The organism is Streptomyces sp. WM6372, from assembly GCF_001279655.1.
Classification (GTDB): domain Bacteria; phylum Actinomycetota; class Actinomycetes; order Streptomycetales; family Streptomycetaceae; genus Streptomyces.
The window spans coordinates 16,343-42,258 of sequence record NZ_LGDB01000203.1; the positions used below are offsets into that span (position 1 = coordinate 16,343).

Here is a 25,916-nt window from a genome sequence, read left to right on the forward strand (position 1 = left end):
CGCCCATGGCTGACGGATCGTTCCTCTCGCTCTGGTCCAGGAAATCGGTGCTGTCCATCGGGTCGGTGGGTTCGGTCCTCTCCGTCGGTTCCGTCGGCAGCGTGCTGTCGGTCGGCTCCGTCGGTTCCGCCTTCTCGATCGGCTCCGCGGGTTCGTGGCTGAGCACGGGCTCCCTGCTCTCGGCGCAATCGGTCTGCTCCGTGCTCTCCGCACAGTCGCACCGCTCCGTACTCTCCTACCGGTCGACCCGGGCGGTCCTCGGGCGGCGTTCGCGCGGTGGCCTCGCGGCGGCCGCCGTGATGGTCGCCGGCGTCGCGCTCGTACGGGCCCGCCGCAGCTGAGAACCGTTTCGCCGGTGTGCGCGTCCTCCCCGGTGAGAACGCGCACACACGGAACACGAGCGAAGCGGAGTGAACGACCATGGGGATCGTCAGCTGGATCGTCCTGGGGCTGCTGGCCGGCCTCATAGCCAAGGTCCTGCTGCCGGGCCGCGACCCCGGCGGCCTGATCGGCACCACGCTCATCGGCATCGCCGGAGCCTTCATCGGCGGCTGGCTCTCCGCGAAGTTCCTGGACAAGCCGATCGGCCACGACTTCTACGACCCCGCCACCTGGGGCTCCGCGATCGCGGGCTCGCTGGTCCTGCTCATCGGCTACCGCATCCTCTTCGGCAACTCCCGGGACTGAGCCGCCCCGAGGCCACCGGTTAGGCTCGGGCCGCACGGCGCGACGTACGAGCTGCGAGGAGCCCCGAGACCCATGAGCGTCACCCCTGTCACTCCCGTCACTCCCGTCCCCACCAGTGACCTGTACGACGAGCACGGCGAGGCCCTCGCCCTCTGCACCACGCAGTTCCGCCAGTTCGGCGGCCGGCGGCTCTTCGCCGGCCCGGTGCGGACCGTCAGCTGTCACGAGGACAACGCGCTGCTGCGCGAGCTGGTCAACACCCCGGGCGGGGGCGCGGTGCTCGTCGTGGACGGCGGCGGCTCCCTGCGCACGGCCCTCACCGGAGACCTCATCGCCGGGGCGGCGCAGCGCAACGGCTGGGCGGGCCTGATCATCAACGGCGCGGTCCGCGACAGCGCCGCCCTCGGCGGACTCGACCTCGGCATCAAGGCGCTGGGCACGGTCCCCCGCAAGAGCGGCAAGACGGGCGCGGGAACGGTGGACGAGCCGGTCACCATCGGCGACGTGACGTTCCGCCCGGGGGACACGGTCCACGCGGACGACGACGGCACGGTCCTCCTCCCCACCGCCTGACCTGGTCGGGGAGGGGCGAAATCCGGCCAGGGGCGGGCCGGGGCCCCTGGTGCCGGGCCCGTGGGGCGGGATTCACTGCGGGGCCATGACACGACACAGGATCATGGGCCTGCTCGGCGCGCTCGCGCTCGCCGCGGGCACCCTGGCCGGCGCCGCGGGACCCGCGGCCGCCGCCGACCCGACCGCGCGCGAGAGCGGTGCCCGCAGCGCCCCCGCCGAGCGGCGGACCGAGCCGCCCGCGGAGTTCGGGAGCGACTGGCACGACCCCCTCACCGCCGCCCCGCCCGTCGCGCGCCCCGCGACCCGCTCCTGCGAGGTGACCGTCGCCGAGGCACAGTTCCGCGACTACACCCCGTACGCCGGGAGCTACGCACCCCCGGCCGCGTGCGGCGGTGACTGGGCCAAGGTCGTCCTGCGCATGGACGGCAAGGTCAAGGGCCGCCAGTACGACCGCCTCGGCCACCTCTCCCTCGGCGGCGTCGAAATCCTGCGCACCTCCACCCCCGAGCCCTCGCCCGACGGCATCACCTGGTCCGTCGAGAAGGACGTCACCCGCTACCGCGACACCCTGAGCAAGCCGCAGCCCGTCGAGATGCTGATCGGCAACTTCGTCGACGACACCTACACCGGCGTCATCGACGTCAAGGTCACCCTGACGTTCTACGCCGCCGACCGGGACCGGCACGCCGCCGCCCCCGACACCCCCGACCGCGTCCTGCCGCTGACCACCCCCACGGTCACCACCCCGCGCAACACCGAGCGGCTCCTCGCCGAGGTGTACGCCACCGGCTCCGGGGGCGGCTGCGAGGAGTACTGGTACATGACCACCCCCGACGCCGCCCCGTACTCCTGCAAGGCCGCCGACGGCCCGTACCGCGAGGTGCGGATCTCCGTCGACGGACAACTCGCCGGCATCGCGGCCCCCTTCCCGACCGTGTGGACCGGCGGCTGGTCGAACCCCTTCCTCTGGTACGTCACCCCCGCGCCCCGCGCCTTCGACGTCCAGCCGGTCGTCTACGACCTCACCCCGTACGCCGCCCTCCTCAACGACGGCCGCCCGCACCGGATCGAGGTGTCCGTCGCCGGCGTCCCGGCCGGGCAGAGCGGCTGGAGCACCCCCACCAACCTGCTCCTGTGGCAGGACGAGGGCCGCGCCGTCGTCACCGGCTCCCTCACCCGCCACGAGGAGGGCGAACCGGCCAACTCCACCCACTGGACCCCCGCCGCGCCCGGAACGCCCGCCGCGCAGCACCGCCTCGACACCGAGGGCGGCCACCGGCTCACCGTCGCCGGCCGGCTCGACACCTCCCACGGCCGGGTCACCACCACCGTCACCCGCGCCGTGCACAACACCTCCGTGCACCGCTGGACGGAGGGCGAGAACCAGGACGCCCTGACCGCGACCTGGACCGACGAGGAGAGCGTCACCCGCGGCTCCGCCACCCTCCGCACCGCGCGCACGTACACGATGGACGGCGAGACCACCCTCGGCGCCGGGGACCGGCTGCGGACCGTCATCGCGCTCGGCGACCGCGCCGAGACGACCACCCTGCGCGGCGACCGCACCGTGGACCGCACCTGGCTCGACGACCGGTACACGGGCGACGCGAGCTACACGGCGAACGTCCCGCGCGAGCAGCGGCACGCGGTCGGCACCGGCTCCGAGCACTACCAGCTGTACGGGACGGACGCCGGACGCGGCTGCTACGACCGTACGGTGTCCACCGCCCAGGGCACGGTGACGGTGGACCGCCGACGCTGCTGACAGCGGCTGCGCCTACGATGACCGGCCATGGACATGAGTGAGGCCGGCAGACAGCTGGTCGACGGCCGCTTCGAACTGATCGCGCCGCTGGGCGCCGGCGGTATGGGCACGGTGTGGCGCGCCCGCGACATCGCACTGCACCGCGACGTCGCCCTGAAAGAGGTGCGCCCGCCGGACCCGGCGACCGCCGCCGCCCAGCCCGGACTCACCGACCAGATGCGCGAACGCGCCATCCGCGAGGCCCGCGCGCTCGCCCGGCTGGCGCACCCGCACGTGGTGACGATCCACCACATCGTCGAACCCGCCGCCGGCACGGACGGACATCCGTGGATCGTGATGGAGCTGGTCAAGGGCGGCTCCCTGCACGACAGGCTGGAGTCGGGGCCGATGCCCGTCGCCGACGTGCTGCGGCTCGGCCTCGACGTGCTGGCCGCGCTGCGGGCCGCCCACGCCGAAGGGGTGCTCCACCGCGACGTGAAGCCGGCCAACGTGCTGCTGCGCCCCGACGGCTCGGCCGTGCTGACCGACTTCGGCATCGCGGCCCTGCACGACTCGACCGCCCTCACCTCCACCGGCGTGCTCATCGGATCGCCGGAGTACATCGCACCGGAGCGGGCGCGCGGCGAGGAAGGCCTGGCGGCCTCCGACCTCTGGTCGCTCGGCATGCTGCTCTACGTGGCCGCGGAGGGGGCCCATCCGCTGCGCCGTGCCACCACCCTGGCCACCGTCGTCGCCGTGCTCGACGAGCCGATCCCGGCTCCGGTGCGCTCCGGCCCGCTGGGGCCCGTACTGGAACGGCTGCTCGTACGGGACCTGTCCGTACGGCCCGACGCGGCGCAGCTGGAACAACTGCTCCGGGACGCGAGCAGTGCTCTCGGGGGCGGTGCCCCGGCGGCCGCGCCGCCGACGGTCCTGGGCCAGTACGGGCCGCCGAGCCCGCAGCCGGGGCCCGGGATCGGCCCCGGCCCCGGCCAGACCCGGCCCGCGCAGCCGCAGATCCCGCAGCCCTACGCGCCGTCCGCGCCGTTCACCCCCGGGGGCGGCTCCCCGTACTCGGTCACCACCCCCGTCCCGGCCGCGCGCACCCCGCGGCGGCGCCCGGTGCTGCTCGGCGGTCTCCTCGCGCTGGTCCTGGCCGGCGGCGTGATCGGGCTCGTGAAGTGGATGCCCGACGGGAACTCCGGCGGCGGCAGCGGCGAGGCGAAGGGCGGCGGCGCCACCGCGAGCGCCGGCCCCTCCACCACCCCCGGCCCCAAGCAGAGCCTCCCCAAGTCGGTCGGCAACCCGGTCGCCGCCCCCAAGGGCAGCCTGCTCACCCCCGCCAACGTGCGGACCGCGATCGAGGCCTTCAAGCAGAAGACGGGCACCACCCAGTTCGTGGAGATGACCGTCTACGAGGAGTACGTGCTCGCGTCCATCCCCACCGCCCCCGGAGCCAAGACCTACGACCGCTACCAGTACCGCGACGGCGAGGCGAAGCGCACCGGCCCGGGCAGCACCATTAAGGCGGAAGAGCCGCTGATCGACATGGCGGCCGTAAACTGGGACGCCTTGCCCGGCCTCCTCGACCAGGCCAAGCAGGAGCTCGGCGTGGCCAACCCGACCTCCCGCTACGTCATCGTCGAACCCTGGCTCATGGACGACACCCCGTCCATGCGGCCCTACCTCACCGACGAGTACGGCCAGGGCGGGTACGTCTACGCGGACACCCAGGGCAAGGTGAAGAAGGTCTACCGCTCCTGACATCGTGTATCCGTACGAGCGGTCCGATCCGGGGAGTCCCACCACCATGCCCAGCTGGCGCACCACCCTCACGGCGGCCGGTATCACCGGCCCCCGGCTGCGCGACGACTACACCTACGTCGCCCGCCGGGTCCTGCGCCGCGAGCCGGCCCCGTACGTGACGCTGCGCCTGCTCGCCGCGCCGCCGCTGGTGCCCTGGCTGACGGCGGGGGTGGCCTTCATGAACCTCGTCGACGACGTGGCCGAGACCGGTACCCCGCAGGAGCGCTCCGCCGGTCTGGCCGCACTCGCCGGGCAGGCGGAGACGGCGCTCCTGACGGGCGACAGCCCCGACCCGCTGCTGCGCGCGTACGCCCACGCCGTCGCCACCCGCGGGCTGCCGGAGCACTGGGTCTCCCGGTTCCTGGAGGGCGCGGCCACCGCCGAGGCCGGCTTCGACGGCTTCGACACCGAGGAGGACTTCCAGGCCTACCTCGACGCCTATGCCTGGCCCGGGGTACTGGTCTTCACCGGTCTCCAGTACCAGGGCGGCCCCGACGGGGAACAGGCCGCGGGGTGGCGGCGGTTCGTGGACGCCGCCCAGCGGGTGGACTTCCTCGCCGACCTCTCCGGAGACCTCGCGGACGGCCGGCTCTGCCTGCCGCGCGCCCGCCTCGCCGAGCACTCCGTCACCCGGGCCGACCTCGAACAGGCCCGCGACACCCCGGCCGTACGCGCCCTCCTCGCCGCCGAAACCCGGCGCGCCCGAAGCGCCCTCGACGCCACCGACGGCATCCTCGACCTCGTAGAGCCGGGCCTGCGCCCCGTGATCGCCGCGATGACGGAGCTCATGGGACACCAACTCGCCGCCGTGGAACGGGCCGGCGTCCAGGCGCTGCGCAAGGACGTCGGCTACGGCTTGGCGGCGCCCGTCCGCACCCTGCTGCGCGCCCGTGCCGGCAAGTCCCGGCTCCGGCCGACGGGGTAGCGGCGGCCCGGCCGCGGGGCAGAGGCCGGGACATTTGTACTGGTGGGGTCCGTACATGCGGATCTGCCGGGGGACCCGCCCCGCTCCGTAGCGTGGTGGGCATGACGCAGATGATCCAGCCGGCGCGTTCGGCGCAGACGGCCGGGGCGGCGGAGCCGCCGCACGAGGAGCCCGCGGTCCGGTTCCGGAACGCAGCCAAGTCCTTCGGCGCCGTCCGCGCCGTCGCCGGCATCGACCTCGATGTCCGGCGCGGCGAGACGGTCGCCCTGCTCGGCCGCAACGGCGCGGGCAAGTCCACCGCCATCAGCCTGCTGCTCGGCCTCGACGAGCCCGACGCGGGCAGCGTACGGCTCTTCGGCGAGACCCCCGACCGGGCGGTCCGGGCCGGCCGGGTGGGCGCCATGCTCCAGGAGGGGCGCGCCGTACCGCGGATCACCGTGCGCGAGCTCGTCGGCTTCGTGGCCCGGACCTACCCCGCCCCCATGCCCGTCGCCGAGGCGCTGGAGCTCGCCGGGCTCACCGAGCTCGCCGGCCGCCGCATCGACCGGCTCTCCGGCGGGCAGGCCCAGCGCGTCCGCTTCGCCGTCGCCCTCGCCGGGAACCCGGAGCTCATCGTGCTCGACGAGCCGACCGCCGCCCTCGACGTGGAGGCCCGGCGCGCCTTCTGGGACTCCATGCGCGGCTTCGCCCGGCGCGGCAACACCGTCCTGTTCTCCACGCACTACCTGGAGGAGGCCGACGCCCACGCCGACCGCATCGTGGTCGTCGACGCCGGCCGGATCGTCGCCGACGGCACCGGGGAGCAGCTGCGCCGCGCCGCCGGCGGGTCGCTGGTCTGCGTCGACCTGGCCGGGCGCCCCACCGAGGGGCTCGGCGAACTGCCCGGTGTGGTCTCCGTGGAGGTACGGGGAGACCGTGCGCGGCTGCGTACGGAGGACCCGGACGCGACGGTCGTCGCGCTCGCGGGCCTCGGCGCCGTCCGCGGGATCGAGGTCACCGCGCCCTCGCTCGACGACGCCTTCCTCGCCCTCACCGACAGCCACAACCCCATCCGCACCTCCACCCACAACCCCACCCACAACCCCACCCACACCTCCAACTCCACCCACACCGCCGCCGCGGGGAGCGCCCGATGATCACCGCCTACGTCCGCCTGGAAGTCCGCCGTACCCTGCGCGACACCTCCTTCGTGGTCTTCGGCATCGGCATGCCGGTGCTGATGTACCTCCTCTTCACCAACCTCGGCACCGACGCCGACACCGGCGGCTGGAAGACGGCCTCCATGGTGGCCATGGCCGCGTACGGGGCCCTGGGCTCGGCCCTGGGGACCGGATCAGGAGTCGCCGAGGACAAGGGCATCGGCTGGCTGCGGCAGCTGCGGGTCACCCCGATGACCCCCCGCCAGGTGGTGGTCGGCCGGGCGCTGACCGGCTCGGTGACCGTGCTGCCCGCCGTGGCCGCCGTGCTCGCGGCCGGCGCGTTCGTCAACGGGGTCCGGCTGGAGGCCTGGGAATGGGCCGCCGTCGCGCTCGTCCTGTGGCTCGGCGCGCTTCCCTTCACCCTGCTCGGCATCGGCAACGGGTACCGGCTCACCGCCCAGTCCACCGGCATGGTCAACGTCGGGTGCAGCCTCGCGCTCTCCATCGTCGGCGGGCTCTGGTTCCCGGTCGAGCTGTTCCCGGACTGGCTGCGCTCGCTGTCCGGCTTCACCCCGACGCGCCGCTTCGCCGAGATCGGCCAGTCCCTCGCCGCGGGCTCCGCCCCCGGCCTGGCCGCGGTCGCCGTACTCGCGGTATGGGCCCTGCTGTTCGGCTCGTACGCGGTGCTCTCGTACCGTCGGTCCGCGAGGACGGTGTAACGCATGGAGCAGGGACCGGGAATGAAGACGCAGGACAGGCGGGGGACCGGGCGGGACCGGAAGGCCGCCCGCAGGGCCAGGGCGGACCGGAAGGCCGAGTGGAAGGCCGACTGGGCGGTCCGCAAAGCCGAATGGCGGGCGCGGGAGAAGAGGCGCAAGGAGTGCGGCGGGGCCCCGGACTACGGCCGCGGCCCCATGGGCCCGCCGAACGCCTTCACGCTGCTGCCGTGGCTGCTGCTGGGCATGGGAGCCATCTCCAACGTCATCAAGGGCGAGACCCCCAACCCCTGGATCGGCGCCCTCGGCCTGCTGCTCTTCAACTCCCTCTACATCACCCTGGTGTTCCGCGCCTTCGACCGGCGGGCCCGCGAGGCCGCCAGCACCCTCTGGTGCCTGGCCGCCCTCGGTGCGGTCACCTGCGCCCTCGCCCTCGCGTACGGGGGCAACTGGCTGCTGTTCTTCCCGCTCTGGGGCCTGGCCACCGGCGCGGTGGTCCGGGGCCGCAAGCTCGGCCCGGTGATGTTCGCCGTCACCGGCCTCGCCGGGGCGATCGCGGGTCTCGACGAGGGCTGGGACACCCTCGGCATCGTGTACGGGACCCTGGTGTCCGGCATGGTCACCGCGGCCATCCTCGCCCTGTCCGAGACCGTGAAGGAACTGCGCGAGACCCGGCAGGAGCTGGCCCGGGCCGCGGTGGACCAGGAGCGGCTGCGCTTCTCCCGCGATCTGCACGACCTGCTCGGGCACACCCTGTCGGTGATCGTCGTGAAGTCGGAGGCGGCCCGCCGGATCGCCCCCCGGGACATGGACGCGGCGCTCGCCCAGGTCGCCGACATCGAGTCGGTCGGCCGCCAGGCGCTCACCGAGATCCGGGAGGCCGTCACCGGCTACCGCGAGGCCAGTCTCGCCACCGAGCTCGACCGGGCCCGCGGCGCGCTGACCGCCGCCGGGATCGAGCCCGTCGTACGCCAGTCGGGGCCCCCGCTGCCCCCGCAGGCGGCGGCGCTGCTCGGCTGGGTGGTGCGCGAGGCCGCCACCAACGCCATCCGGCACAGCGGCGCGACCACCTGCGAGATCGAGGTGCGGAGCACGGCGGAGCGCGTCCGCCTGGTGATCACCGACAATGGGAACGGCGTAGGCTCGACGGCGCCGGGCAGCGGACTGACCGGCCTGACGGAACGGCTCGCCGCGGCGGGCGGCACCCTGGCCGGCGGCCCGGTACCGGACCCGGGACGCGGGTTCCGGGTCACGGCCGAACTCCCGGTGGAGCCGGCCGGACCGGAGACCGGAGAGAGCCCGGAGAACGAGGAGAGTCGATGATCAAGGTCCTGCTCGCGGAGGACCAGGGCATGATGCGCGGTGCGCTGGCCCTGCTGCTCGGGCTGGAGGAGGACATCGAGGTCGTGGCGCAGGTCGGCACGGGGACCGAGATCGTGCCGGCCGCGGTCGAGGCACGGCCGGACGTGGCCCTGCTCGACATCGAACTCCCGGGCCGCAGCGGTCTCGACGCGGCCGCCGAGCTGCGCACGCGGCTGCCGGGCTGCCGGGTGCTGATCCTGACCACCTTCGGGCGCCCCGGCTACCTGCGCCGGGCGATGGAGGCGGGCGCCGCGGGCTTCCTGGTCAAGGACGGTCCGGTGGAGGAACTGGCCGCCGCGATACGCCGGGTGCTCGCCGGGGAGACCGTGATCGACCCCGCGCTCGCCGCGGCCGCGCTCAGCGCCGGCCCGAACCCGCTGACCGCGCGCGAGGTCGACGTGCTGGGCGCGGCGGTCGACGGGGCGACCGTGGCCGACATCGCGGCCAGGGTGCACTTGTCGGAGTCGACGGTACGGAACTACCTGTCCTCGGCCATCGGCAAGACGGGTACCCGCAACCGCATGGAGGCCGTCCGCGCGGCCCGCCGCCAGGGCTGGCTCTAGCGCCGGCTCCGGGGCCCGGCTCCAACGTCGGCTCCAGGGCGGTCCTCTCGGGGCCTAGTAGGCGCCGTTGACGTTGTCGATCGAGCCGTAGCGGGCCGCCGCGTAGTTGCAGGCGGCCGTGATGTTGGCGACCGGGTCGTACGAGTCCAGGGAGGTGCCGGGCACGTGGTAGGCCCGGAAGGTCGGGTCGATGACCTGGAGCAGGCCCTTGGAGGGAATGCCCGCCGCGGCGTTGGAGTCCCAGTTGTTGATGGCCAGCGGGTTGCCCGAGGATTCCCGCATGACGTTGCGGTGGATTCCGTTGTAGCTGCCGGGGATTCCGTGCCGGGCCATGATGTCGAGCGACTGCCGGATCCAGCCGTCCAGGTTGTTCGCGTACGTGGTGGCGGGCTTGGCCACCGCGGCGGCCTTCACCGCGGTCGCCTTCGCCGCGGCCGCCTTGGCCGCCGCGCCGATGCTCAGCTTGAGGCCGGGGCGGATGATCGAGGGGTTGGCCCCGATGGCGCTCCGGTTGGCCTCGTAGAGGGCCTGCCAGCCGCCGTTCACCGCATGCTCGACGGCGATCTTCGAAAGGGTGTCGCCGACGGTCACGGAATAGGTGAGGGGGACAGCCGCCTTTACCAGCGCCGGCTTGACGGCGGGCAGCGTGACGGCGGGCAGCGTGACGGTCTTCGCGGCGGGCGCCGCGGCCGGCTGCGTGACGGCCGCGCCGGCCGTGGTCGCGCTGATCAGCGGCAGGGCGAGGGCGGCGCCGCCGGTACCGGCGAAGGCCAGCTTGCGGGCGATCGGGCGCTGCTTCGGCCGACGGTGCTTACCGAGTCCGGGCATGGCGGAATTCCTCACGTGGGGGTGCGGGGGATCCCTGGCGGCCGCCGGTTTCGGCAGCTGCCCGCTGGGAATGACGTGAAGGTAAGCGAGTCCGCCGGGCGGGAACAAGGCTCGAATTCCCCCGGGTGATCGACTTGCCGGTTTCAAGGTAGAAAACGACCTTGGGGGCGCCTTCCGGGAATGCCGAAATTCCTTTCCGGGAAAAGGAAAACGCCCGCTCCGGTTTAATGATGTTGCTCCTATTCGAGTGACTCACATCACGGGCTCCGGAGGCCGTTCGGGGAAACGGACAAGTCGCCCGTACTCCTGCCTGATTCGGGCATCTCGCCCGTTGTTTGCGAACCGCCCACGGGGGGCGCTTCCCGGCACGCCCGTCGCGCCGTCGGACGGTGTTCAGACCTCCGCGAGCCGTTCCAGCGCCGCCGACACCGCCGCCCCGCCCGCGGGCAGCAGCGGGAGCCGCACGTCCGGCGTCGGGATCCGGCCCTGGGCATGGAGCACGCCCTTCACGACCACCGGGTTCGGTTCGGCGAAGAGTGCCGCCGAGAGCCGGGCCAGGGCGTGGCCCAGGGCCCGCGCCCGCGGCACGTCACCGGCCCGCCAGGCCGCCGCCAGCTCCGCGTACCGGGCCGTCGCCAGGTGCGCCGAGGCGAGGACCCCGCCCGCCGCGCCCAGTGCCAGCAGGGGGGACACGTACAGGTCGTCGCCCGCCAGCACCGCGAACCCGTCCGGCAGACCGCCGAGCAGCGCCACCGCCTCCTCGCCGACGCCGCCGCCCGCGTACTTCATCCCGGCCACCCCGGGCAGCTCCCCGAGCGCCCGCAGCGCGGCCGCGTCCAGCGGCTGCCCGGTCCGGTACGGGATGTGGTAGACGACCAGCGGTACGGGGCTCACCTCGGCCAGCCGCGCGAAGTGCGCCAGCACCCCCGCCGCCCCGGGCCGTACGAACGAGGGCACGGTCACCAGTGCCGCCCGCACCTCGGGCCACTGCGCGAGCCTGCCGAGCGCCGCCCCGGCGGCCCGGGTGCCGCCCGCCCCGGCGCCCACGGTCAGCATCGCCCCCCGCTCGCGGCAGACCCGGGCGCAGACGCCGGTGACGAGGTCGCGCTCCGCCTCGTCGAGGGTGGCGGCCTCGCCCGTGGTGCCGAGGGCGACGATCCCGGTGGCGCCCTCGTCGAGCACCTGGTGGGCGAGCGCCTCCAGGGCGTCGGCGGCGACGTCCCCGGCGCGCGTGAAGGGGGTGACGAGCGGTACGTGAATCCCGTGGAGGGAGAGGTCCTGTGCCATGCGGTCGAGCTTCATCTGCCCGGAGCATCAAATCCAGTTCGCGTTTCTTACCCCACCCGTAAGCTGAGCCGATGCTCGACGTACGACGCCTGCGCCTGCTGCGCGAACTCGCCCGCCGCGGAACCATCGCCGCCGTGGCCGAGGCCCTCGCCTTCAGCCCTTCGGCGGTGTCCCAGCAACTCGCCGTCCTCGAACGCGAGGCGGGGCTGCCGCTCCTCGAACGCACCGGCCGCCGGGTCCGGCTCACCCCTACCGGGCAGAACCTGGTCCGGCACGCCGAGGCCGTGCTGGAGCGGCTGGAACAGGCTGACGCCGATCTCGCCGAGGCGCGCGGCGGCCTGGCCGGGGCCCTGCGCATCGGGGCCTTCCCCACCGCCATCCGGGCCATCGTCCCGGCCGCCCTGGTGGCCCTGGCCCGGCGCCACCCGGGTCTGGAGCCGATGGTCTCGGAGACCGACCCGGCGGCGGTCGCGCACGCGCTGCGCGCCGGCGACCTGGACGTGGCCCTGATCCACGAGTACGACTTCGTCCCCGCGCCGCAGGAGCCGGGGCTCGCCACGCAGCCGCTCTACCGCGAGTCGATGTACCTGGCCGCTCCGGCGGGGGCCCCGGCCGGAGCGGCCGCGGCCCCCGCGGGCCGCGGTCCCGACCAGGGCGCCGTCCTGCGCGCCCATGCCGACGCCCCCTGGATCACGGCCACCCACGGCACCCTCTGCCACGCGATGGCCCTGCGGGCCTGCCAGGCCGCCGGGTTCACCCCGCGGATCCGCCACCGGGTCGACGAGTTCCCCACCGTGCTCGCCCTGGTCGCGGCCGGTCAGGGCGTCGCCGTCGTCCCGCAGCTCGGGGTCACGGGGCCCGCCGATCCGGCCGTCTCCCTCACCCGGCTCCTCATGGAGCGCCGCACCCAGATCGCCTTCCGCAGCGGCGCCGCCGCCCATCCCGCCGTGGCCGCCTTCGGCGCGGCACTTCGCGCCGCCGTACCTCCGGAACTCGCCACTCCCACTTCCCCGGCGTGACACGACTCCCTTCCACCGCCGCGCCCGTGTACGTTCGTTGATCCAGACAGATCCGACCAGAGCGGGGTACGACGTGACGCATCGTGTACGAGGGGTCATCGCCAGGAGCAAGGGCGCACCGGTGGAGACGACGACGATCCTCGTGCCCGACCCGGGACCCGGCGAGGCCCTGGTCAAGGTCCAGGCCTGCGGGGTCTGCCACACCGACCTCCACTACCGCGAGGGCGGAATCAACGACGAGTTCCCCTTCCTGCTGGGCCACGAGGCCGCCGGAATCGTCGAATCCGTCGGCCCTGACGTCACCTCCGTCGCGCCCGGCGATTTCGTCGTCCTCAACTGGCGCGCCGTGTGCGGTACCTGCCGGGCCTGCAAGCGCGGCCGCCCCTGGTACTGCTTCAACACGCACAACGCCAGGCAGCCCATGACCCTGGAGGACGGCACCCCGCTCTCCCCGGCGCTCGGCATCGGCGCGTTCGCCGAGAAGACCCTGGTCGCGGCCGGCCAGTGCACCAAGGTCGACCCGGCGGCCTCCCCGGCCGCCGCCGGACTCCTCGGCTGCGGGGTGATGGCCGGTCTCGGAGCCGCCCTGAACACCGGCAACGTCGGACGCGGCGACTCCGTCGCCGTCATCGGCTGCGGGGGAGTGGGCAACGCGGCCATCGCCGGCGCCCGCCTCGCCGGCGCGGGCCGGATCATCGCCGTCGACCTCGACGACCGGAAGCTGGAGTGGGCGCGCGGCCTCGGGGCCACCCACACCGTCAACGGCCGTACGGAGGACGTGGTCAAGGCCGTTCAGGCCCTCACCGGCGGAAACGGCGCCGACGTCGTCATCGACGCCGTGGGCCGCCCCGAGACCTACCAGCAGGCCTTCTACGCCCGCGACCTCGCCGGCACGGTGGTCCTGGTCGGCGTGCCGACGCCGGAGATGAAGCTCGAACTCCCGCTGCTCGACGTCTTCGGCCGCGGCGGCGCCCTCAAGTCCTCCTGGTACGGGGACTGTCTCCCCGAGCGGGACTTCCCCCTCCTCATCGACCTCTACCTCCAGGGCCGCCTGGACCTGGACGCCTTCGTCTCCGAGACCATCCCCCTGGACGCGGTCGAAGAGGCCTTCGCCCGCATGCACCGCGGCGAGGTCCTCCGCTCGGTCGTCGAGTTCTAGGCCCCGCTCCCCGGCCCCCGGCTGACGTTGGCGCAGGTGGGGGCCGTGGGGCGCGGCGGGCCCGTACTCCACTCGGCCGGGCCGCCAGACCCGTGCCCCGGTCGTGATCCGGCCGGGGCCGCCGCACACCGAGGTCGTGTCTTTCGGATCATGCCGGGCTCGCGGCGTCTGGTGCCGCACCTCGCCGCGTTCTCGTCGCTCGCCGACGTCCCCCAGCTACCGCTGGGAGGTGCCCCCGCCGCGTCGACTCCCTCCTCGGCCTTGCGATGCACGGCACCGGACGCCGCGACCTGATCCGACCTGATCCAAAAGACACGACCTAGGGGCCGTTCGTGACCATCGACCGCAGCTACCGCCAGCCCGGTGTCGTCCTCACCGACCACCGCTTCAGCGTCCCGCTCGACCACGCGCGCCCGGACGGGGAGCACATCGAGCTGTACGCCCGCGAGGCCGTCGCCACCGGCAAGGACCCCGAGACCCTGCCCTGGCTGCTCTACCTGGAGGGCGGCCCGGGCTTCGGCGCCCGCCGCTTCACCGGCCGGCAGGCGTGGCTGGAGCGGGCCCTCACCGAGTACCGCGTCCTCCTGCTCGACCAGCGCGGCACCGGCCGCTCCACCCCGGCGAACCGGCAGACCCTGCCCCTGCGCGGCACCCCCGAGCGGCAGGCCGAGTACCTCGCCCACTTCCGCGCCGACTCCATCGTGCGCGACGCCGAGGCGATCCGCCCCGGCCTGACCGGCGGCGCGCCCTGGACCGTGCTCGGCCAGAGCTTCGGCGGCTTCTGCACCACCCACTACCTCTCCACCGCCCCCGAGGGCCTGACCGCCGCCCTCATCACCGGCGGCCTCCCCTCCCTGACGGCCACCGCCGACGAGGTGTACGCGGCGGCGTACCCCCGCATGGAGCGCAAGAACCTGGCCCACTACGCCCGCTACCCGATGGACGTCGAACGCGCCCGCCGCATCGCCGCCCACCTCGTGGAGCGCCCGGCCGAACTCCCCGGCGGCCACCGCCTCACCGCCGAGGCCTTCCAATCCCTCGGCATCCTGCTCGGCACCGGTGACGGCAGCCACCAGCTGCACTACCTGCTGGAGGACGCCTTCGTCCCGACCCCGGCGGGCCCGGCCCTCGCCGACGCGTTCCTGGAACGCGTACAGGGGCTGCTCTCCTTCGCCGCGCACCCCCTGTACGCCCTGCTCCACGAACCCATCTACGCCCAGGACCCGGCCGCGCCCACCGCCTGGGCCGCCGAACGGGTCCGCGCGGGCCACCCCGGCTTCGACGCCGGGAAGACCCTCGCGGGCGACGGACCCCTGCTGTTCACCGGCGAGACCATCCACCCCTGGCACTTCACCGCCGACCCGGCGCTGGCCCCGCTGCGCGAGACCGCCGAACTGCTGGCCGCCCGTACCGGCTGGGGGCCCCTGTACGACCCGGCCCGGCTCGCCGCCAACGAGGTCCCGGTGGCCGCCGTGATCTACCACGACGACCTCTACGTGGACACCGCGCACTCCCTGCACACCGCCGCGTCGATCCGGGGCCTGCGCACCTGGGTGACGGACGAGTTCGAACACGACGGCGTCCGCGCCGGCGGCCCCCGCGTCCTGGACCGCCTGCTGGCCCTCGTGCGCGACGACGTCTAGAACTCCGCTTCCCGCACGTGGGGGTGGGCGGGGGTGCGTCTATTGTGCGGGGCATGACCGAACAACTGGATCAGCCCGCGCCCTTGGAGCCGATGCCCGCCGACTGGCAGCGCGCCCTCGCGGTGGTCGCCCACCCCGACGACCTGGAGTACGGCGGGGCCGGCGCGATCGCCCAGTGGACGGACGGCGGCCGCGAGGTCGTCTACCTCCTGGCCACCCGCGGCGAGGCCGGCATCGACACGATCCCGCCCGAGGAGTGCGCCCCGCTGCGCGAGGCCGAGCAGCGCGCGAGCGCCGCGGTCGTCGGGGTCTCCACGGTGGAGTTCCTCGACTACCGCGACGGCGTCGTCGAGTACGGCCTGGACCTGCGCCGGGACATCGCGGCGGCCATTCGCCGGCACCGCCCCGAACTGCTCATCACCCTCAACCACCGCGACACCTGGGGCGGGCAGGGTGGCGGGGGCAACTGGAACACCCCCGACCACAAGGCCGTCGGCCGGGCCACCCTGGACGCGGCCGCCGACGCCGGCAACCGGTGGATCTTCCCCGAGCTCATCTCCGAGCAGGGCCTGGAGCCCTGGGACGGAGTGCGCTGGGTCGCGGTGGCCGGGTCCTCGACGCCGACGCACGCCGTGGACGCCGGCCCCGGCCTGGAGCGCTCCATCAAGTCGCTGATGGAGCACAAGGCGTACATCGAGGTCCTCACCGACCAGGACCCCGAGGAGTACGTCCGCGGCTTCCTCACCGGTTACGCCCAGCAGGCGGCGCCGCGCTTCGGCGGCCGCCCGGCGGTGACGTTCGAGGTCTTCACCCGCTGAGTCCGCAACCTCTATTCTGACGAACCGTCAGAAGAGGGGGTTCCCGTGATCGACACCATCGGCACCGAGGTCGCGGAGGGCGAGGAGCGCGTCCGGCTGGAGAGCGCGGACGGGATCGCGGTCCTCACCCTCTGCCGCCCGGACCGGCTCAACGGCTGGAGCTGGGAGTCCACCCGCCAGCTGGGCCTGCTCGCGGACCGGATCCGCTTCGATCCGGACGTACGGGTGGTCCTGCTGCGGGCCGAGGGCCGCGCCTTCTGCGCGGGCATCGACGTGAGCGCCCCCGGCGGCGCCATCACGGGCGCGACGGCCGCCGAGCGGACCCGCAACTACTACGAGGGCGTCCGCTGGGTGCACGAGCGCTTCGCCGTGCTCGCGCGGCTCCCGCAGCCGGTGGTCGCCGCCGTACAGGGCTACTGCCTCGGCTTCGGCTTCGAACTGGCCCTGATGGCCGACTTCCGCATCGCCGCCGAGGACGCCGTCTTCGCCCTCCCCGAGGCCCGGCTCGGCGTGGCGGTGGACGCGGGCGGCGATCTGCGGATCGCCCGCGAGGCGGGGGCGGGCTGGGCCAAGTTCCTGGCGCTGACCGGCCGCCGGATCGACGCCGCGACGGCGCACCGCCTGAACCTGGTCCAGCTGCTCGTCTCCCCGGACGAGCTGGAGAGCACCGCCCGCGCGGTGTCGGCCGAGATCGCCGCCAACGCCCCGCTCGCCGTGCAGGGGATCAAGCGCGGGATCGACGCCTACGCGGACGCCGCCCTCGCCCCGGCCCTCGACCGCGTCGCGATGACGGCGGCCCTCACCCTCACCTCCGAGGACTGCCGCGAGGGCTACGCCGCCAAGGCGGCCCGCCGCCCGCCGCACTTCACCGGAGGCTGAACACCGGCCGCGTCGAGAACTCCTCGTACATGCCCTCGCCGTCCGGTCCGTACACGAACTCGGCTGTGGACGGGTTGCGGTTGGCGGTGGCCAGCGGCAGCCACGCGAGCAGGTCGCCGTATCCGCCGCAGACGGCCTCGCCGCCGTCACCGCCGTGCACCGCGGCCGGGTCGCCGCCCAGCTCCGTGCCGTAGCTGTCGTACGCGATGTGCAGCCCGAAGGCGTTCGGTTCGTGCCGCAGGCCACCGTCGCCCCCGTACGAGGGCTCGTCCAGGGGGCACTCGTTCCCCCACCGGAACAGGGTGCCCGCCCCGGCCCCGCAGGCGTGCTCCCACTCGTCGGCGCCCGGCATCCGCAGCCCGCGCGCCGCGAGCACGTCCGCCATGGCCTCCGGGCGTTCGGTCAGCGTCTCGTCCTCCACCGCCATGAGCACGGTGGCGAGCACCGTGGTACGGACCGGGCTGAGCACCTCGGCGAGGTAGTCCTTCAGGGGGAGCTCGTACCCGTACCCCTCCGCCCGGCTCTCCTCGTAGTCGGCGGCCTGCGCGGGCGTCGGCACCCAGGCGTCGAGGTCGAACCCGAGCCGCACCCTCCCGCCGGGTATCAGGGCGAACTCCTGCCCCTCGCGCTCGATGCGGACGCGGTGCAGCGGCCCGCCGAGGTGGTCGACGGTGTCGAGCAGCACCACGCGGCCGCCCGCCTGCGCGGCGGCCTCGTGTGCGACGCGCCCGGCGGCGGCCCGGTCGAGCGAACGCCAGTGGGTGAGGGTCAGATCGGCGAGAGACATGAGGGGATCCTCGCACCGGCCACTGACAGTCGGCGCTCAGGGGGTGAACGGGCCGCGGCCCAACTGCGTGCGGACCGGGACCACCTCCGGGTTGACCAGCGAGCGGCGCTGCCAGTTGGCGCCGTCGACCACCAGCGTGTGCCCGGTGATGAACCGGGCGTACGGGGAGGCCAGGAAGGTGGCCGCCCACCCGAGTTCGCGCGGGGCGCCGACGCGCAGGGCGGGCTGGCGGGAGTCCCGGGCGTCGGGCGCGGCCCGCTCCAGGCCCCCGCGGATGTCCTCGGTCATGTCGGCGTGCGGGAAGAGGCCGGGGACGAGGCCGTTGATCCGGATGCCGTACGGCCCCCATTCGACCGCGAGCGTCTCCACCAGGTTCTTCACCCCGGCCTTGGCGGCCGCGCTGTGGGCGAAGCCCGGCCCGCCGGTCCAGGCGTACGAGGCGCCGATGTTGACGATGGACCCGGGTGCGGCGGCGCCGAGGTGGCGGCGGCCGAACTCGCGGGTCGTGAACCAGGTACCGGTCAGGGTGATGTCGACGACCGACCGCCAGGCGTGGGGGGACAGGTCCTCCGCCGGGCAGGGGAAGTTGGCGGCCGCGTTGTTGACCAGGACGTCCGGCAGGCCGAGCGCCGCCTCCGCCGCGTCGAAGACCTCGGCGATCCGTTCCGGGTCCCGGATGTCGCAGACGGCGGCCGTCACCCGGCCCGCGCCGGGGACGGCCGCCAACTCCTCCCGCGCCGCCTCCAGCCGCTCAGCGCGCCGGCCCGCGATCACCAGGTCCGCGCCGAGCCGGGCGAACTCGGCGGCGATGGCCTTGCCCAGCCCGGTGCCGCCGCCGGTCACGAGGACCACCTGACCCGCGTACGTACCGGCCGGCAGCGCGGCGGCGCCCGCCGGCGGTGGCGCGGGCAGCCCGGGCGGTCCGGACCGCGAGGGCGGCGGCGGGGGCGGAGGGGGCAGCGGGGGCGGCCCGGGCGACGGTTCCTGCGCGGGATCCTGCGAAGGCGTCTGCATGCGCCCATCGATAGCGCGCCGGAGCTCAGATCACCATGCTCGCGGGAGCCCGGGCCCCTGCCCGGGGGCTACTGCGGTGCGTACGCCTGCTTGCTCGCGCAGCTCCACACCACGGCACCGCCCTTCATGGTCCCCCAGTCGTAGAACGTACCGCCCACCCGGTCGTCGTCCGAGGCGGCGAAGGCCGAGCTGCGCGAGTCCGGGCCGGTACCCGCGGGGTGCGGGAGCGCCAGCGGGGCTCCCGTTCCCGGCCAGTACGCGGCGTGGAGGAAGTTGGCGTACCCCTCGACGAAGGTCATCGCCGAGCCGACGGCCACGTTCGTGGCCGGGCTGAGGCCGTCGAAGGTCACGTGGTCGTAGCCCTTGACCCGGCCGGGATCGTTCGGCAGGGCGTCGTAGGGCTTCTTCCAGACGGCCGGCTTGCGCTCCTGCCAGTCGCGGTGGCTGAGGTCCTCGTGGCCGACGACCCGGCCGCGGTCGTCGATTCCGGCCGCGCTCGTCTGGACCGTCCAGTCGTCCTCGGTCCACACCCGCAGGCTGTACGGCGGGTACCCGCCGCCCGCGGGCCAGACCACGGGGAAGGTCTTGCCCCGGAGCATGTCGTCCTCCTCGTACGAGGTCCGGGCCGTGCCGACGATGTCACCGCGTGCGTTGATCCCGTCCACCGAGACGATCCGGGTGCTCGGGTGGGCGTCCGAGGGAACGGGCAGCTCGCGCACCACGGCGCCGTTCAGCCATTCCTTGGCGACGCCGCCCTCCATGCCGACGAAGCGGCCCGCGTCGTTGACGTCCGTCACCGCGCCGGCCGTGGCCCCGCCGCCGATCAGCCGCACCTGCGACGCACCCCGCTGGTACGTGAACCCGTAGGAGTTCTGGTAGTCGCCGGCGCGCCGCAGGGTGCCCACCATCAGGCCCTTGGCGTTCACCGCGAGGACCTGGCCCGATACGTAGCCCTCGGGCAGCGGGACGGCGTGCACCGCGTGGTCGGCGGTCCAGTACGCGGGCAGCCCGACGCTGTCGCCGGCCACCAGGCCGCCGGTCCCGAAGGCCCGTACGGCCCCGCCGGCCGGCGCGGGGCCGTCCGTGAGGGCCGGCAGCCGGAGGATGTCCGGCGTGCACGCCGGCCCGGCCGCGGCCGCCGGCCCGGCCGCCGTGACCAGACCGGCCAGAACGACGGCGGTCGCGGCCGCGGACATGCTTCTTCTCATGTGGTGGTCCCCCCTGGACTCAAGTCATGACGCGTGCACGCCACATATTGCCTGATCGGGGGCGGAAGTGGCCGGATTGACGCGTGGGGTTTCGGTCCGACCCGGAATCCGCCCCGCCGGCGGTTCCCAGAGAGGCAAGCGACTGCTTAGTATGCCCGCGGAGCGTGGTTCCTCGACGGCGGCTGGAGGCCCCGGATGCAGGCATGGCGAGTACATACCCCCGGCGAACCCCGAGAGGCCATGCGCCTCGAAGAGGTTCCCGAACCGGTGCCCGGCGAGGGCGAGGTGAGGCTCAAGGTGCTCGCGGCGAACGTCAACTTCCCCGACGCGCTGCTCGTCCGGGGCCAGTACCAGATCCGCCCGCCGCTGCCCTTCACCCCCGGCGTCGAGATCTGCGGCGAGACCGAGGACGGCCGCCGCGTCATCGCCAACCCGAGCCTGCCGCACGGCGGCTTCGCCGAGTACGTCACCGCCTCCGCCCGGGCCCTGCTGCCGGCCCCCGAGACCCTCGACGACGCCGAGGCCGCCGCCCTGCACATCGGCTACCAGACCGGCTGGTTCGGCCTGCACCGCCGGGCCCGCCTCCAGGCCGGCGAGACCCTCCTCGTGCACGCCGCCGCCGGCGGGGTCGGCAGCGCCGCGGTCCAGCTCGGCAAGGCCGCCGGCGCCACCGTCATCGGGGTCGTCGGAGGCAAGGCCAAGGCGCGCACCGCCGAGCAACTCGGCTGCGACCTGGTGATCGACCGGACCGGCGAGGACCTGGTCGCCCGGGTCAAGGAGTTCACCGGCGGACGCGGGGCCGACGTGGTGTACGACCCCGTCGGCGGCGACGCGTACGCCGCCTCCGCCAAGTGCGTGGCCTTCGAGGGCCGGATCGTCGTCGTCGGCTTCGCGAGCGGCACCATCCCCGCCCCCGCCCTCAACCACGCCCTCGTGAAGAACTACGCCATCCTCGGCCTGCACTGGGGCCTGTACGCCGCCAAGGACCCCGCCGCCATCGCCGCCTGCCACACCGAGCTCACCCGGCTCGCCGCCGAAGGCGCCATCAAGCCGCTGGTCAGCGAACGCGTCCCGCTCGCCGGAGTCGCCGACGCCGTGCAGCGCCTCGCCGACGGGACCACCACCGGCCGGCTGGTCGTCGTACCGGCCCTGAACGGAGGGGACCCGCGGTGATCACCTCCGAAGAACTGGTGGCGCGCGTACGGGACCTGCTCCTCGCCCACCCGCCCGCCGACACCGACCGCGCCGACTTCCTGCGGGCCCGCTTCGACGCCGGCCTCGCCTGGGTCCACTACCCCGAAGGCCTCGGCGGACTCGCCGCGCCCCGCTCCCTCCAGGCCGTCGTCGACGCCGGACTCGAGGCCGCCGGCGCCCCCGACAACGACCCGCGCCGGATCGGGATCGGCCTCGGCATGGCCGCGCCCACCATCCTCGCGTACGGCACCGACGAGCAGAAGCGGCGCTTCCTGCGCCCCCTGTGGGTGGGCGATGAGGTCTGGTGCCAGCTCTTCAGCGAGCCCGGCGCCGGCTCCGACCTCGCCGCGCTCGGCACCCGCGCGGTCCGCGAGAGCGGCTCCGGCGACTGGATCGTCGACGGGCAGAAGGTGTGGACCTCCAGCGCCCACACCGCCCGCTGGGCCATCCTCATCGCCCGCACCGACCCCGCGCTGCCCAAGCACCAGGGCATCACGTACTTCCTCTGCGACATGCACGCCCCCGGCGTCGAGGTCCGGCCGCTGCGCCAGATCACCGGCGAGGCCGAGTTCAACGAGGTCTTCCTGACCGGCGTCCGCATCCCCGACAGCCACCGGCTCGGCGCCGTCGGCCAGGGCTGGGAGGTCGCCCGCACCACCCTGATGAACGAACGCGTCTCCATCGGCGGCATGCGGATCCCGCGCGAGGGTGGCATGATCGCGCCCGTCGCCGCCGCCTGGCGCGAGCGCCCCGAGCTCCGTACCCACGCACTGCACCAGCGGCTGCTCCAGCTGTGGGTCCAGGCCGAGGTGGCCCGGCTGACCGGCGAGCGGCTGCGCCAGCAGCTCGCCGCCGGGCAGCCCGGCCCCGAAGGGTCCGGGATGAAGCTCACCTTCGCCCGCCTCAACCAGGAGATCAGCGGCCTGGAGGTGGAACTCCTCGGCGAGGAGGGCCTGCTCTACGAGGACTGGACGATGCGCCGGCCCGAGCTCGTCGACTTCACCGGCCGCGACGCCGGCTACCGCTACCTGCGCGCCAAGGGCAACAGCATCGAGGGCGGCACCAGCGAAATCCTCCTCAACATCGTCGCCGAACGCGTCCTCGGCCTGCCCCCCGAGCCGCGCGACGACAAGGACCTCGCCTGGAAGGACCTGGCCCGATGAGCACTGCGTTCGACCTGCTGTACTCCGAGACGGAGGAGGAGCTCCGGTCGGCCGTACGGGCGCTGCTCGCGGACCGGTGCGCACCGGCGGCCGTGCTCGCCCGGGCGGAGACCGGCCGGCCGCACGACCCGGAGCTGTGGCACACGCTCGCGGCGGAGATCGGCACGGCCGGGCTGCTCGTACCGGAGAAGCTCGGCGGCCAGGGCGCGGGCCACCGGGAGGCGGCCGTGGTCCTGGAGGAGCTGGGGCGGGCCGTGGCGCCGGTGCCGTACCTGACCAGCGCGGTGCTCGCGACGGAGATCCTGCTGGGCTGTGACACCGTCACTGCGGAAGTCTCCGGTCTCCTGCGGGAATTGGCCGCGGGCCGGCAGGTGTGCGCACCCGCGCTGCCGCTGACGCAGGCCCCGGGCGTGCCGCTGCCGACCGCCGTCCGGGACACCGGGGGCGGGATCCTGACGGGCACCGTCACCTCGGTGGCGGACGCGGTGGCCGCCGACGTCCTGCTGGTCCTCGCCGACACGGGGCTGTACGCGGTCCCGGCGGCGGAGGTCTCGCTGACCGCGCGGGTCCCGCTGGACCTGACCCGCCCGCTCGCCACGGTGACGCTGGAGGGCGCCGCGGGGACCCTGCTCGCGGACCCGGCGACGGCCCGCGCGGCGGTCGCCGGGGCGCTGCTCTCGGGGGCCGGACTGCTGGCCTCCGAGCAGCTCGGGCTCGCGGAGTGGTGCCTGACGGAGACGGTGCGGCACGTGCGCGGCCGTCACCAGTTCAACCGTCCGGTCGGCTCCTTCCAGGCGCTGAAGCACCGGCTGGCGCAGCTGTGGCTGGACGTGGCCTCGGCGCGCGCCGCGGCCCGCGCGGCGGCGGACGCACTGGCCACCGGGGCCCCCGACGCACCGCTGACGGTGGCCGTGGCGCAGGCGTACTGCTCCGGGGTGGCGGTGCGGGCGGCGGAGGAGTGCGTGCAGCTGCACGGCGGCATCGGCATGACCTGGGAGCACCCGGCGCACCTGTACCTGAAGCGGGCCAAGGCCGACGCCCTGACCCTGGGCACCCCGGGCCACCACCACGCCCTGGTGGCGGACTTCGCCGAACTCCCCTCCCCGTAGCCCGGACCCGCTCCCCGAACGCCGGACGGGCCGAACACAGCCCGGCCGGCGTTCGAGGCGCGGGGGCGCGGCGGCATCGGGCGGCACCCGGCCGGGCATGGCCGAACGGCCGATGCGGGGGAGCGGGGTGGTGCGGCAGGGTCGACGGGTCGATCCGCATCGTCCGTCCCGCCCCTGAAGGAGGCGCCGTGCTGCACGCCCTCTACCTCCTCGGCATCGCCGCCTTCGCCGCCTCCGGCGTGCTCGCCGCCCACCGGGCCAACATGGACCCCTTCGGCGGGCTCGTCCTGGCCTTCGCCGCCGCCATCTCCGGCGGCACCCTCCGCGACCTCATCCTCGACCGCCACCCGCTCTACTGGACCCGCGACTGGCTCCTGCTCGTCGTCATCGCCTCCGTGGCCGTCGCCACCATGCTCTGCCTGCGCCGCCGCGAGCTCCCGCAGCGGGCCCTCGCCGTCGTCGACGCCGTCGGCCTCGCCGTCGTCACCGTCATCGGCGCCCGCGCCGCCATCGACGCCCACGTCACGCCCGTCGCCGTGCTCATCCTCGCCGTGCTGACCGGGGTCACCGGCGAGGTCATCCGCGACGTGCTCTGCGGGGAGTTCCCGCCGCTGCTCCTGCGCGAGGAGGTGTACGCGACCGCCGCGCTCGCCGGGGCGGCCTGCTACCTCGGCCTGCACTGGGCCGGGACCGCGGACACCCTCAACACCGCCGTCTGCGCCGGCCTCGTCTTCACGCTCCGCATGGCCGCCGTCTTCCGCGACCTGCACCTGCCCCGCCTCCAGCGGGCCGCCGGCTGATCCCCGTCCCCGCCGCACGACCCCCGTGACCGCCCGGCCCGTGACCGCCCGGCCGGCCGCCGACCCCGGCGGGCCGGCCGCACCCGACCACCCTCTTCCACAAGCCCCCTGACCTGCCGAGGTGACCTCGCCCGCCGCGCCGCGTTAGACCCCTGTAGCGCGGACCACCGAGCGAGGGAGACCGCATGTACGCCACACCCGCCTCCGCAGCACTGACCCGCCGCACAGCCCTTCGTACGGCCTTCACCGCGGCGGTGCTCGCCGGCACCGCCGCCGCGCTGGCCCCCGTACTGCGCGCCCGCCGCCCCCGGCAGACCCTGACCCCGGCCCCCCTCGCCGAGGAGACGTACCGCGGCCGGCACATCGCCGTCGACCTCGCCGGGGTCCGCATCGACGGCCGCCCCCTGCACGTCATGCGCCGCGCCGACGGCAGCTACCTGAGCGGGATCAACCACTTCCAGTCCTTCGGGACCCCGCTGGAACTCGCCCGCGCCGCCGTCGACGAACTCGGCACCACCCAGCTGGCGTTCGCGGCCCCGCACCACGGCTGAGGAGCCCCGCATGTACACCCGGCAGAATCAGAAGAACCTGACCAGCGCCCAGAAGAAGCGGTTCACGGCGGCCGTGCTGGAGGTCAAGCGCTCCGGCGCCTACGACGACCTGGTGCGCACGCACGACAAGTACTTCGTGCCCGACCGGGACAGCAAGCTCCGCGTCGGGCACATGTCCCCGTCGTTCTTCCCCTGGCACCGCCGCTACCTGCTCGAGTTCGAGCGGCTGCTCCAGGCCGTCGATCCGGGAGTCTCGGTCCCGTACTGGGACTGGACCGCGGACAACAGCCCGGTCTCCTCGCTGTGGGCCGAGGACTTCCTCGGCGGCACCGGCCGCGAGAGCGACCGCCGGGTCATGACCGGCCCCTTCGCCTACGAGAACGGCAACTGGGAGATCACGGTGGGCCTCACGGAGGCCCGCTTCCTCACCCGCAACCTCGGCCGGCCGCAGAACCCGATCGCCCTGCCCACCGCGGCCGAGCTCCAGTGGGCGCTGGACGACCCGAAGTACGACACCTCGCCCTGGGACTCCACGGCGCGCGATGGCGGCTTCCGCAACAAGCTGGAGGGCTGGGCCGCGCCGAAGAGCGAGCGCTGGCGCAACCACAACAAGGTCCACCAGTGGATCGGCGGCCACATGACGGGCGGTACGGCCCCCAACGACCCGGCGTTCTGGCTGCACCACGCCTTCGTGGACCTGCTCTGGGACCGCTGGCAGCTGAGGCACCCCGGCTCCGGCTACCTGCCCGCCGCCCCGCTCGAACCGGGCGACCTCCAGCGCGGCCGGGTGATCGCCCTCGACGAGCCGATGCCACCGTGGGACCTCACCCCGCGCGACATGCTCAGCCACCAGGGCCTCTACCGCTACGAATGACCCGTACGCATGCGTCCGTACGGATGATCCGCCACCCGGACGCGACGCCCGGACGCGAGCCCGGACGC

General features: G+C 74.3%; 26 protein-coding genes. 21 read left to right on the plus strand and 5 right to left on the minus strand.

Annotation, left to right across the window (positions count from 1 at the left end):
• Positions 1–5 precede the first annotated feature (5 nt).
• From ADK52_RS26070 to ADK52_RS26115, 10 genes are all read left to right on the plus strand, one after another.
• Positions 6–341 carry a hypothetical protein gene (locus ADK52_RS26070; protein WP_053692271.1) on the plus strand — a complete coding sequence of 112 codons (336 nt, stop codon included), beginning with the start codon at positions 6–8 and terminating at the stop codon, positions 339–341.
• Between the two features lie 79 nt (positions 342–420).
• Complete coding sequence (locus ADK52_RS26075; protein WP_030872233.1) at positions 421–687, plus strand: GlsB/YeaQ/YmgE family stress response membrane protein; 267 nt, start codon at positions 421–423, stop codon at positions 685–687.
• A gap of 72 nt (positions 688–759) precedes the next feature.
• On the plus strand, positions 760–1,260 hold the full coding sequence (rraA, locus tag ADK52_RS26080) for a ribonuclease E activity regulator RraA (protein WP_053692272.1): 501 nt from the start codon (positions 760–762) through the stop codon (positions 1,258–1,260).
• A gap of 85 nt (positions 1,261–1,345) precedes the next feature.
• Positions 1,346–3,025 carry a peptide-N4-asparagine amidase gene (locus ADK52_RS26085; protein ID WP_324615943.1) on the plus strand — a complete coding sequence of 560 codons (1,680 nt, stop codon included), beginning with the start codon at positions 1,346–1,348 and terminating at the stop codon, positions 3,023–3,025.
• Positions 3,026–3,052: 27 nt separating this feature from the next.
• Positions 3,053–4,768: a serine/threonine-protein kinase gene (locus tag ADK52_RS26090; protein WP_053692274.1), complete on the plus strand. Its 1,716-nt coding sequence runs from the start codon at positions 3,053–3,055 to the stop codon at positions 4,766–4,768.
• A 46-nt stretch (positions 4,769–4,814) separates the two neighbouring features.
• Positions 4,815–5,735: a squalene/phytoene synthase family protein gene (locus ADK52_RS26095; protein ID WP_053692275.1), complete on the plus strand. Its 921-nt coding sequence runs from the start codon at positions 4,815–4,817 to the stop codon at positions 5,733–5,735.
• A gap of 110 nt (positions 5,736–5,845) precedes the next feature.
• Positions 5,846–6,871 carry an ABC transporter ATP-binding protein gene (locus ADK52_RS26100; protein WP_078988617.1) on the plus strand — a complete coding sequence of 342 codons (1,026 nt, stop codon included), beginning with the start codon at positions 5,846–5,848 and terminating at the stop codon, positions 6,869–6,871.
• Positions 6,871–7,593 (plus strand): ABC transporter permease, encoded by a 723-nt coding sequence (locus ADK52_RS26105; RefSeq protein WP_107090176.1) that lies wholly within the window; start codon positions 6,871–6,873, stop codon positions 7,591–7,593. The genes ADK52_RS26100 and ADK52_RS26105 overlap by 1 nt, the downstream gene beginning before the upstream one ends.
• Before the next feature lie 21 nt (positions 7,594–7,614).
• Positions 7,615–8,913 (plus strand): sensor histidine kinase, encoded by a 1,299-nt coding sequence (locus ADK52_RS26110; RefSeq protein WP_053692277.1) that lies wholly within the window; start codon positions 7,615–7,617, stop codon positions 8,911–8,913.
• Positions 8,910–9,515, plus strand: coding sequence for a response regulator transcription factor (locus tag ADK52_RS26115; RefSeq protein WP_053692278.1), 606 nt, complete (start codon positions 8,910–8,912; stop codon positions 9,513–9,515). Before ADK52_RS26110 ends, ADK52_RS26115 begins: the two co-directional genes overlap by 4 nt.
• A 54-nt stretch (positions 9,516–9,569) precedes the next feature.
• Here ADK52_RS26115 and ADK52_RS43955 read toward each other — a convergent pair whose 3' ends face one another.
• Together ADK52_RS43955 and ADK52_RS26125 are read right to left on the minus strand one after the other, a co-directional pair.
• Positions 9,570–10,343 (minus strand): transglycosylase SLT domain-containing protein, encoded by a 774-nt coding sequence (locus ADK52_RS43955; RefSeq protein ID WP_053692279.1) that lies wholly within the window; start codon positions 10,341–10,343, stop codon positions 9,570–9,572.
• A 393-nt stretch (positions 10,344–10,736) separates the two neighbouring features.
• Positions 10,737–11,645 (minus strand): dihydrodipicolinate synthase family protein, encoded by a 909-nt coding sequence (locus ADK52_RS26125; protein WP_234344238.1) that lies wholly within the window; start codon positions 11,643–11,645, stop codon positions 10,737–10,739.
• Between the two features lie 56 nt (positions 11,646–11,701).
• Between ADK52_RS26125 and ADK52_RS26130 the strand changes: the two genes are divergently transcribed.
• The 5 genes from ADK52_RS26130 (at position 11,702) to ADK52_RS26150 (ending at position 17,148) form a co-directional block, all read left to right on the plus strand.
• A complete protein-coding gene (locus ADK52_RS26130; protein WP_053692280.1) occupies positions 11,702–12,649 on the plus strand; it encodes a LysR family transcriptional regulator in 948 nt (315 codons plus the stop codon).
• 73 nt (positions 12,650–12,722) lie between these two features.
• Positions 12,723–13,808, plus strand: coding sequence for an S-(hydroxymethyl)mycothiol dehydrogenase (locus tag ADK52_RS26135; protein ID WP_053692281.1), 1,086 nt, complete (start codon positions 12,723–12,725; stop codon positions 13,806–13,808).
• Between the two features lie 338 nt (positions 13,809–14,146).
• Positions 14,147–15,451, plus strand: a complete 1,305-nt coding sequence (locus ADK52_RS26140) for an alpha/beta fold hydrolase (protein ID WP_107090177.1) — start codon at positions 14,147–14,149, stop codon at positions 15,449–15,451.
• A 53-nt stretch (positions 15,452–15,504) separates the two neighbouring features.
• Positions 15,505–16,269, plus strand: coding sequence for a PIG-L deacetylase family protein (locus ADK52_RS26145; protein WP_053692283.1), 765 nt, complete (start codon positions 15,505–15,507; stop codon positions 16,267–16,269).
• 45 nt (positions 16,270–16,314) lie between these two features.
• Positions 16,315–17,148 (plus strand): enoyl-CoA hydratase/isomerase family protein, encoded by an 834-nt coding sequence (locus tag ADK52_RS26150; protein WP_053692284.1) that lies wholly within the window; start codon positions 16,315–16,317, stop codon positions 17,146–17,148.
• Here the strand turns inward: ADK52_RS26150 and ADK52_RS26155 are convergent.
• The 3 genes from ADK52_RS26155 to ADK52_RS26165 form a co-directional block, all read right to left on the minus strand.
• Positions 17,135–17,935, minus strand: a complete 801-nt coding sequence (locus ADK52_RS26155) for a hypothetical protein (RefSeq protein ID WP_053692285.1) — start codon at positions 17,933–17,935, stop codon at positions 17,135–17,137. The genes ADK52_RS26150 and ADK52_RS26155 overlap by 14 nt on opposite strands.
• Before the next feature lie 36 nt (positions 17,936–17,971).
• A complete protein-coding gene (locus ADK52_RS26160; RefSeq protein WP_234344239.1) occupies positions 17,972–18,949 on the minus strand; it encodes an SDR family oxidoreductase in 978 nt (325 codons plus the stop codon).
• Between the two features lie 68 nt (positions 18,950–19,017).
• Positions 19,018–20,157, minus strand: coding sequence for a hypothetical protein (locus ADK52_RS26165; protein ID WP_147419986.1), 1,140 nt, complete (start codon positions 20,155–20,157; stop codon positions 19,018–19,020).
• Between the two features lie 195 nt (positions 20,158–20,352).
• Between ADK52_RS26165 and ADK52_RS26170 the strand changes: the two genes are divergently transcribed.
• The 6 genes from ADK52_RS26170 to ADK52_RS26195 all read left to right on the plus strand — a co-directional run bounded on the left by ADK52_RS26170 (position 20,353) and on the right by ADK52_RS26195 (position 25,848).
• Complete coding sequence (locus ADK52_RS26170; protein WP_053692287.1) at positions 20,353–21,330, plus strand: NADPH:quinone oxidoreductase family protein; 978 nt, start codon at positions 20,353–20,355, stop codon at positions 21,328–21,330.
• Positions 21,327–22,514 carry an acyl-CoA dehydrogenase family protein gene (locus ADK52_RS26175; protein WP_053692288.1) on the plus strand — a complete coding sequence of 396 codons (1,188 nt, stop codon included), beginning with the start codon at positions 21,327–21,329 and terminating at the stop codon, positions 22,512–22,514. The genes ADK52_RS26170 and ADK52_RS26175 overlap by 4 nt, the downstream gene beginning before the upstream one ends.
• On the plus strand, positions 22,511–23,623 hold the full coding sequence (locus ADK52_RS26180; protein ID WP_053692289.1) for an acyl-CoA dehydrogenase family protein: 1,113 nt from the start codon (positions 22,511–22,513) through the stop codon (positions 23,621–23,623). Before ADK52_RS26175 ends, ADK52_RS26180 begins: the two co-directional genes overlap by 4 nt.
• A gap of 188 nt (positions 23,624–23,811) precedes the next feature.
• Positions 23,812–24,423, plus strand: a complete 612-nt coding sequence (locus ADK52_RS26185) for a trimeric intracellular cation channel family protein (RefSeq protein ID WP_053692290.1) — start codon at positions 23,812–23,814, stop codon at positions 24,421–24,423.
• 185 nt (positions 24,424–24,608) lie between these two features.
• On the plus strand, positions 24,609–24,974 hold the full coding sequence (locus tag ADK52_RS26190) for a tyrosinase family oxidase copper chaperone (protein WP_053692291.1): 366 nt from the start codon (positions 24,609–24,611) through the stop codon (positions 24,972–24,974).
• Positions 24,975–24,984: 10 nt separating this feature from the next.
• Positions 24,985–25,848, plus strand: a complete 864-nt coding sequence (locus tag ADK52_RS26195) for a tyrosinase family protein (protein ID WP_053692292.1) — start codon at positions 24,985–24,987, stop codon at positions 25,846–25,848.
• Positions 25,849–25,916 lie beyond the last annotated feature (68 nt).

Coding starts and splice junctions, on each gene's coding strand:
- ADK52_RS26125 (WP_234344238.1), bottom strand. CDS start 11,645: ATGAAGCTCGACCGCATGGCACAGGACCTCTCCCTCCACGGGATTCAC.
- ADK52_RS26110 (WP_053692277.1), top strand. CDS start 7,615: ATGAAGACGCAGGACAGGCGGGGGACCGGGCGGGACCGGAAGGCCGCC.
- ADK52_RS26115 (WP_053692278.1), top strand. CDS start 8,910: ATGATCAAGGTCCTGCTCGCGGAGGACCAGGGCATGATGCGCGGTGCG.
- ADK52_RS26075 (WP_030872233.1), top strand. CDS start 421: ATGGGGATCGTCAGCTGGATCGTCCTGGGGCTGCTGGCCGGCCTCATA.
- ADK52_RS43955 (WP_053692279.1), bottom strand. CDS start 10,343: ATGCCCGGACTCGGTAAGCACCGTCGGCCGAAGCAGCGCCCGATCGCC.
- ADK52_RS26155 (WP_053692285.1), bottom strand. CDS start 17,935: ATGTCTCTCGCCGATCTGACCCTCACCCACTGGCGTTCGCTCGACCGG.
- ADK52_RS26195 (WP_053692292.1), top strand. CDS start 24,985: ATGTACACCCGGCAGAATCAGAAGAACCTGACCAGCGCCCAGAAGAAG.
- ADK52_RS26070 (WP_053692271.1), top strand. CDS start 6: ATGGCTGACGGATCGTTCCTCTCGCTCTGGTCCAGGAAATCGGTGCTG.
- ADK52_RS26160 (WP_234344239.1), bottom strand. CDS start 18,949: ATGCAGACGCCTTCGCAGGATCCCGCGCAGGAACCGTCGCCCGGGCCG.
- ADK52_RS26130 (WP_053692280.1), top strand. CDS start 11,702: ATGCTCGACGTACGACGCCTGCGCCTGCTGCGCGAACTCGCCCGCCGC.
- ADK52_RS26190 (WP_053692291.1), top strand. CDS start 24,609: ATGTACGCCACACCCGCCTCCGCAGCACTGACCCGCCGCACAGCCCTT.
- ADK52_RS26145 (WP_053692283.1), top strand. CDS start 15,505: ATGACCGAACAACTGGATCAGCCCGCGCCCTTGGAGCCGATGCCCGCC.
- ADK52_RS26170 (WP_053692287.1), top strand. CDS start 20,353: ATGCAGGCATGGCGAGTACATACCCCCGGCGAACCCCGAGAGGCCATG.
- ADK52_RS26095 (WP_053692275.1), top strand. CDS start 4,815: ATGCCCAGCTGGCGCACCACCCTCACGGCGGCCGGTATCACCGGCCCC.
- ADK52_RS26165 (WP_147419986.1), bottom strand. CDS start 20,157: ATGAGAAGAAGCATGTCCGCGGCCGCGACCGCCGTCGTTCTGGCCGGT.
- ADK52_RS26100 (WP_078988617.1), top strand. CDS start 5,846: ATGATCCAGCCGGCGCGTTCGGCGCAGACGGCCGGGGCGGCGGAGCCG.
- rraA (WP_053692272.1), top strand. CDS start 760: ATGAGCGTCACCCCTGTCACTCCCGTCACTCCCGTCCCCACCAGTGAC.
- ADK52_RS26085 (WP_324615943.1), top strand. CDS start 1,346: ATGACACGACACAGGATCATGGGCCTGCTCGGCGCGCTCGCGCTCGCC.
- ADK52_RS26180 (WP_053692289.1), top strand. CDS start 22,511: ATGAGCACTGCGTTCGACCTGCTGTACTCCGAGACGGAGGAGGAGCTC.
- ADK52_RS26090 (WP_053692274.1), top strand. CDS start 3,053: ATGGACATGAGTGAGGCCGGCAGACAGCTGGTCGACGGCCGCTTCGAA.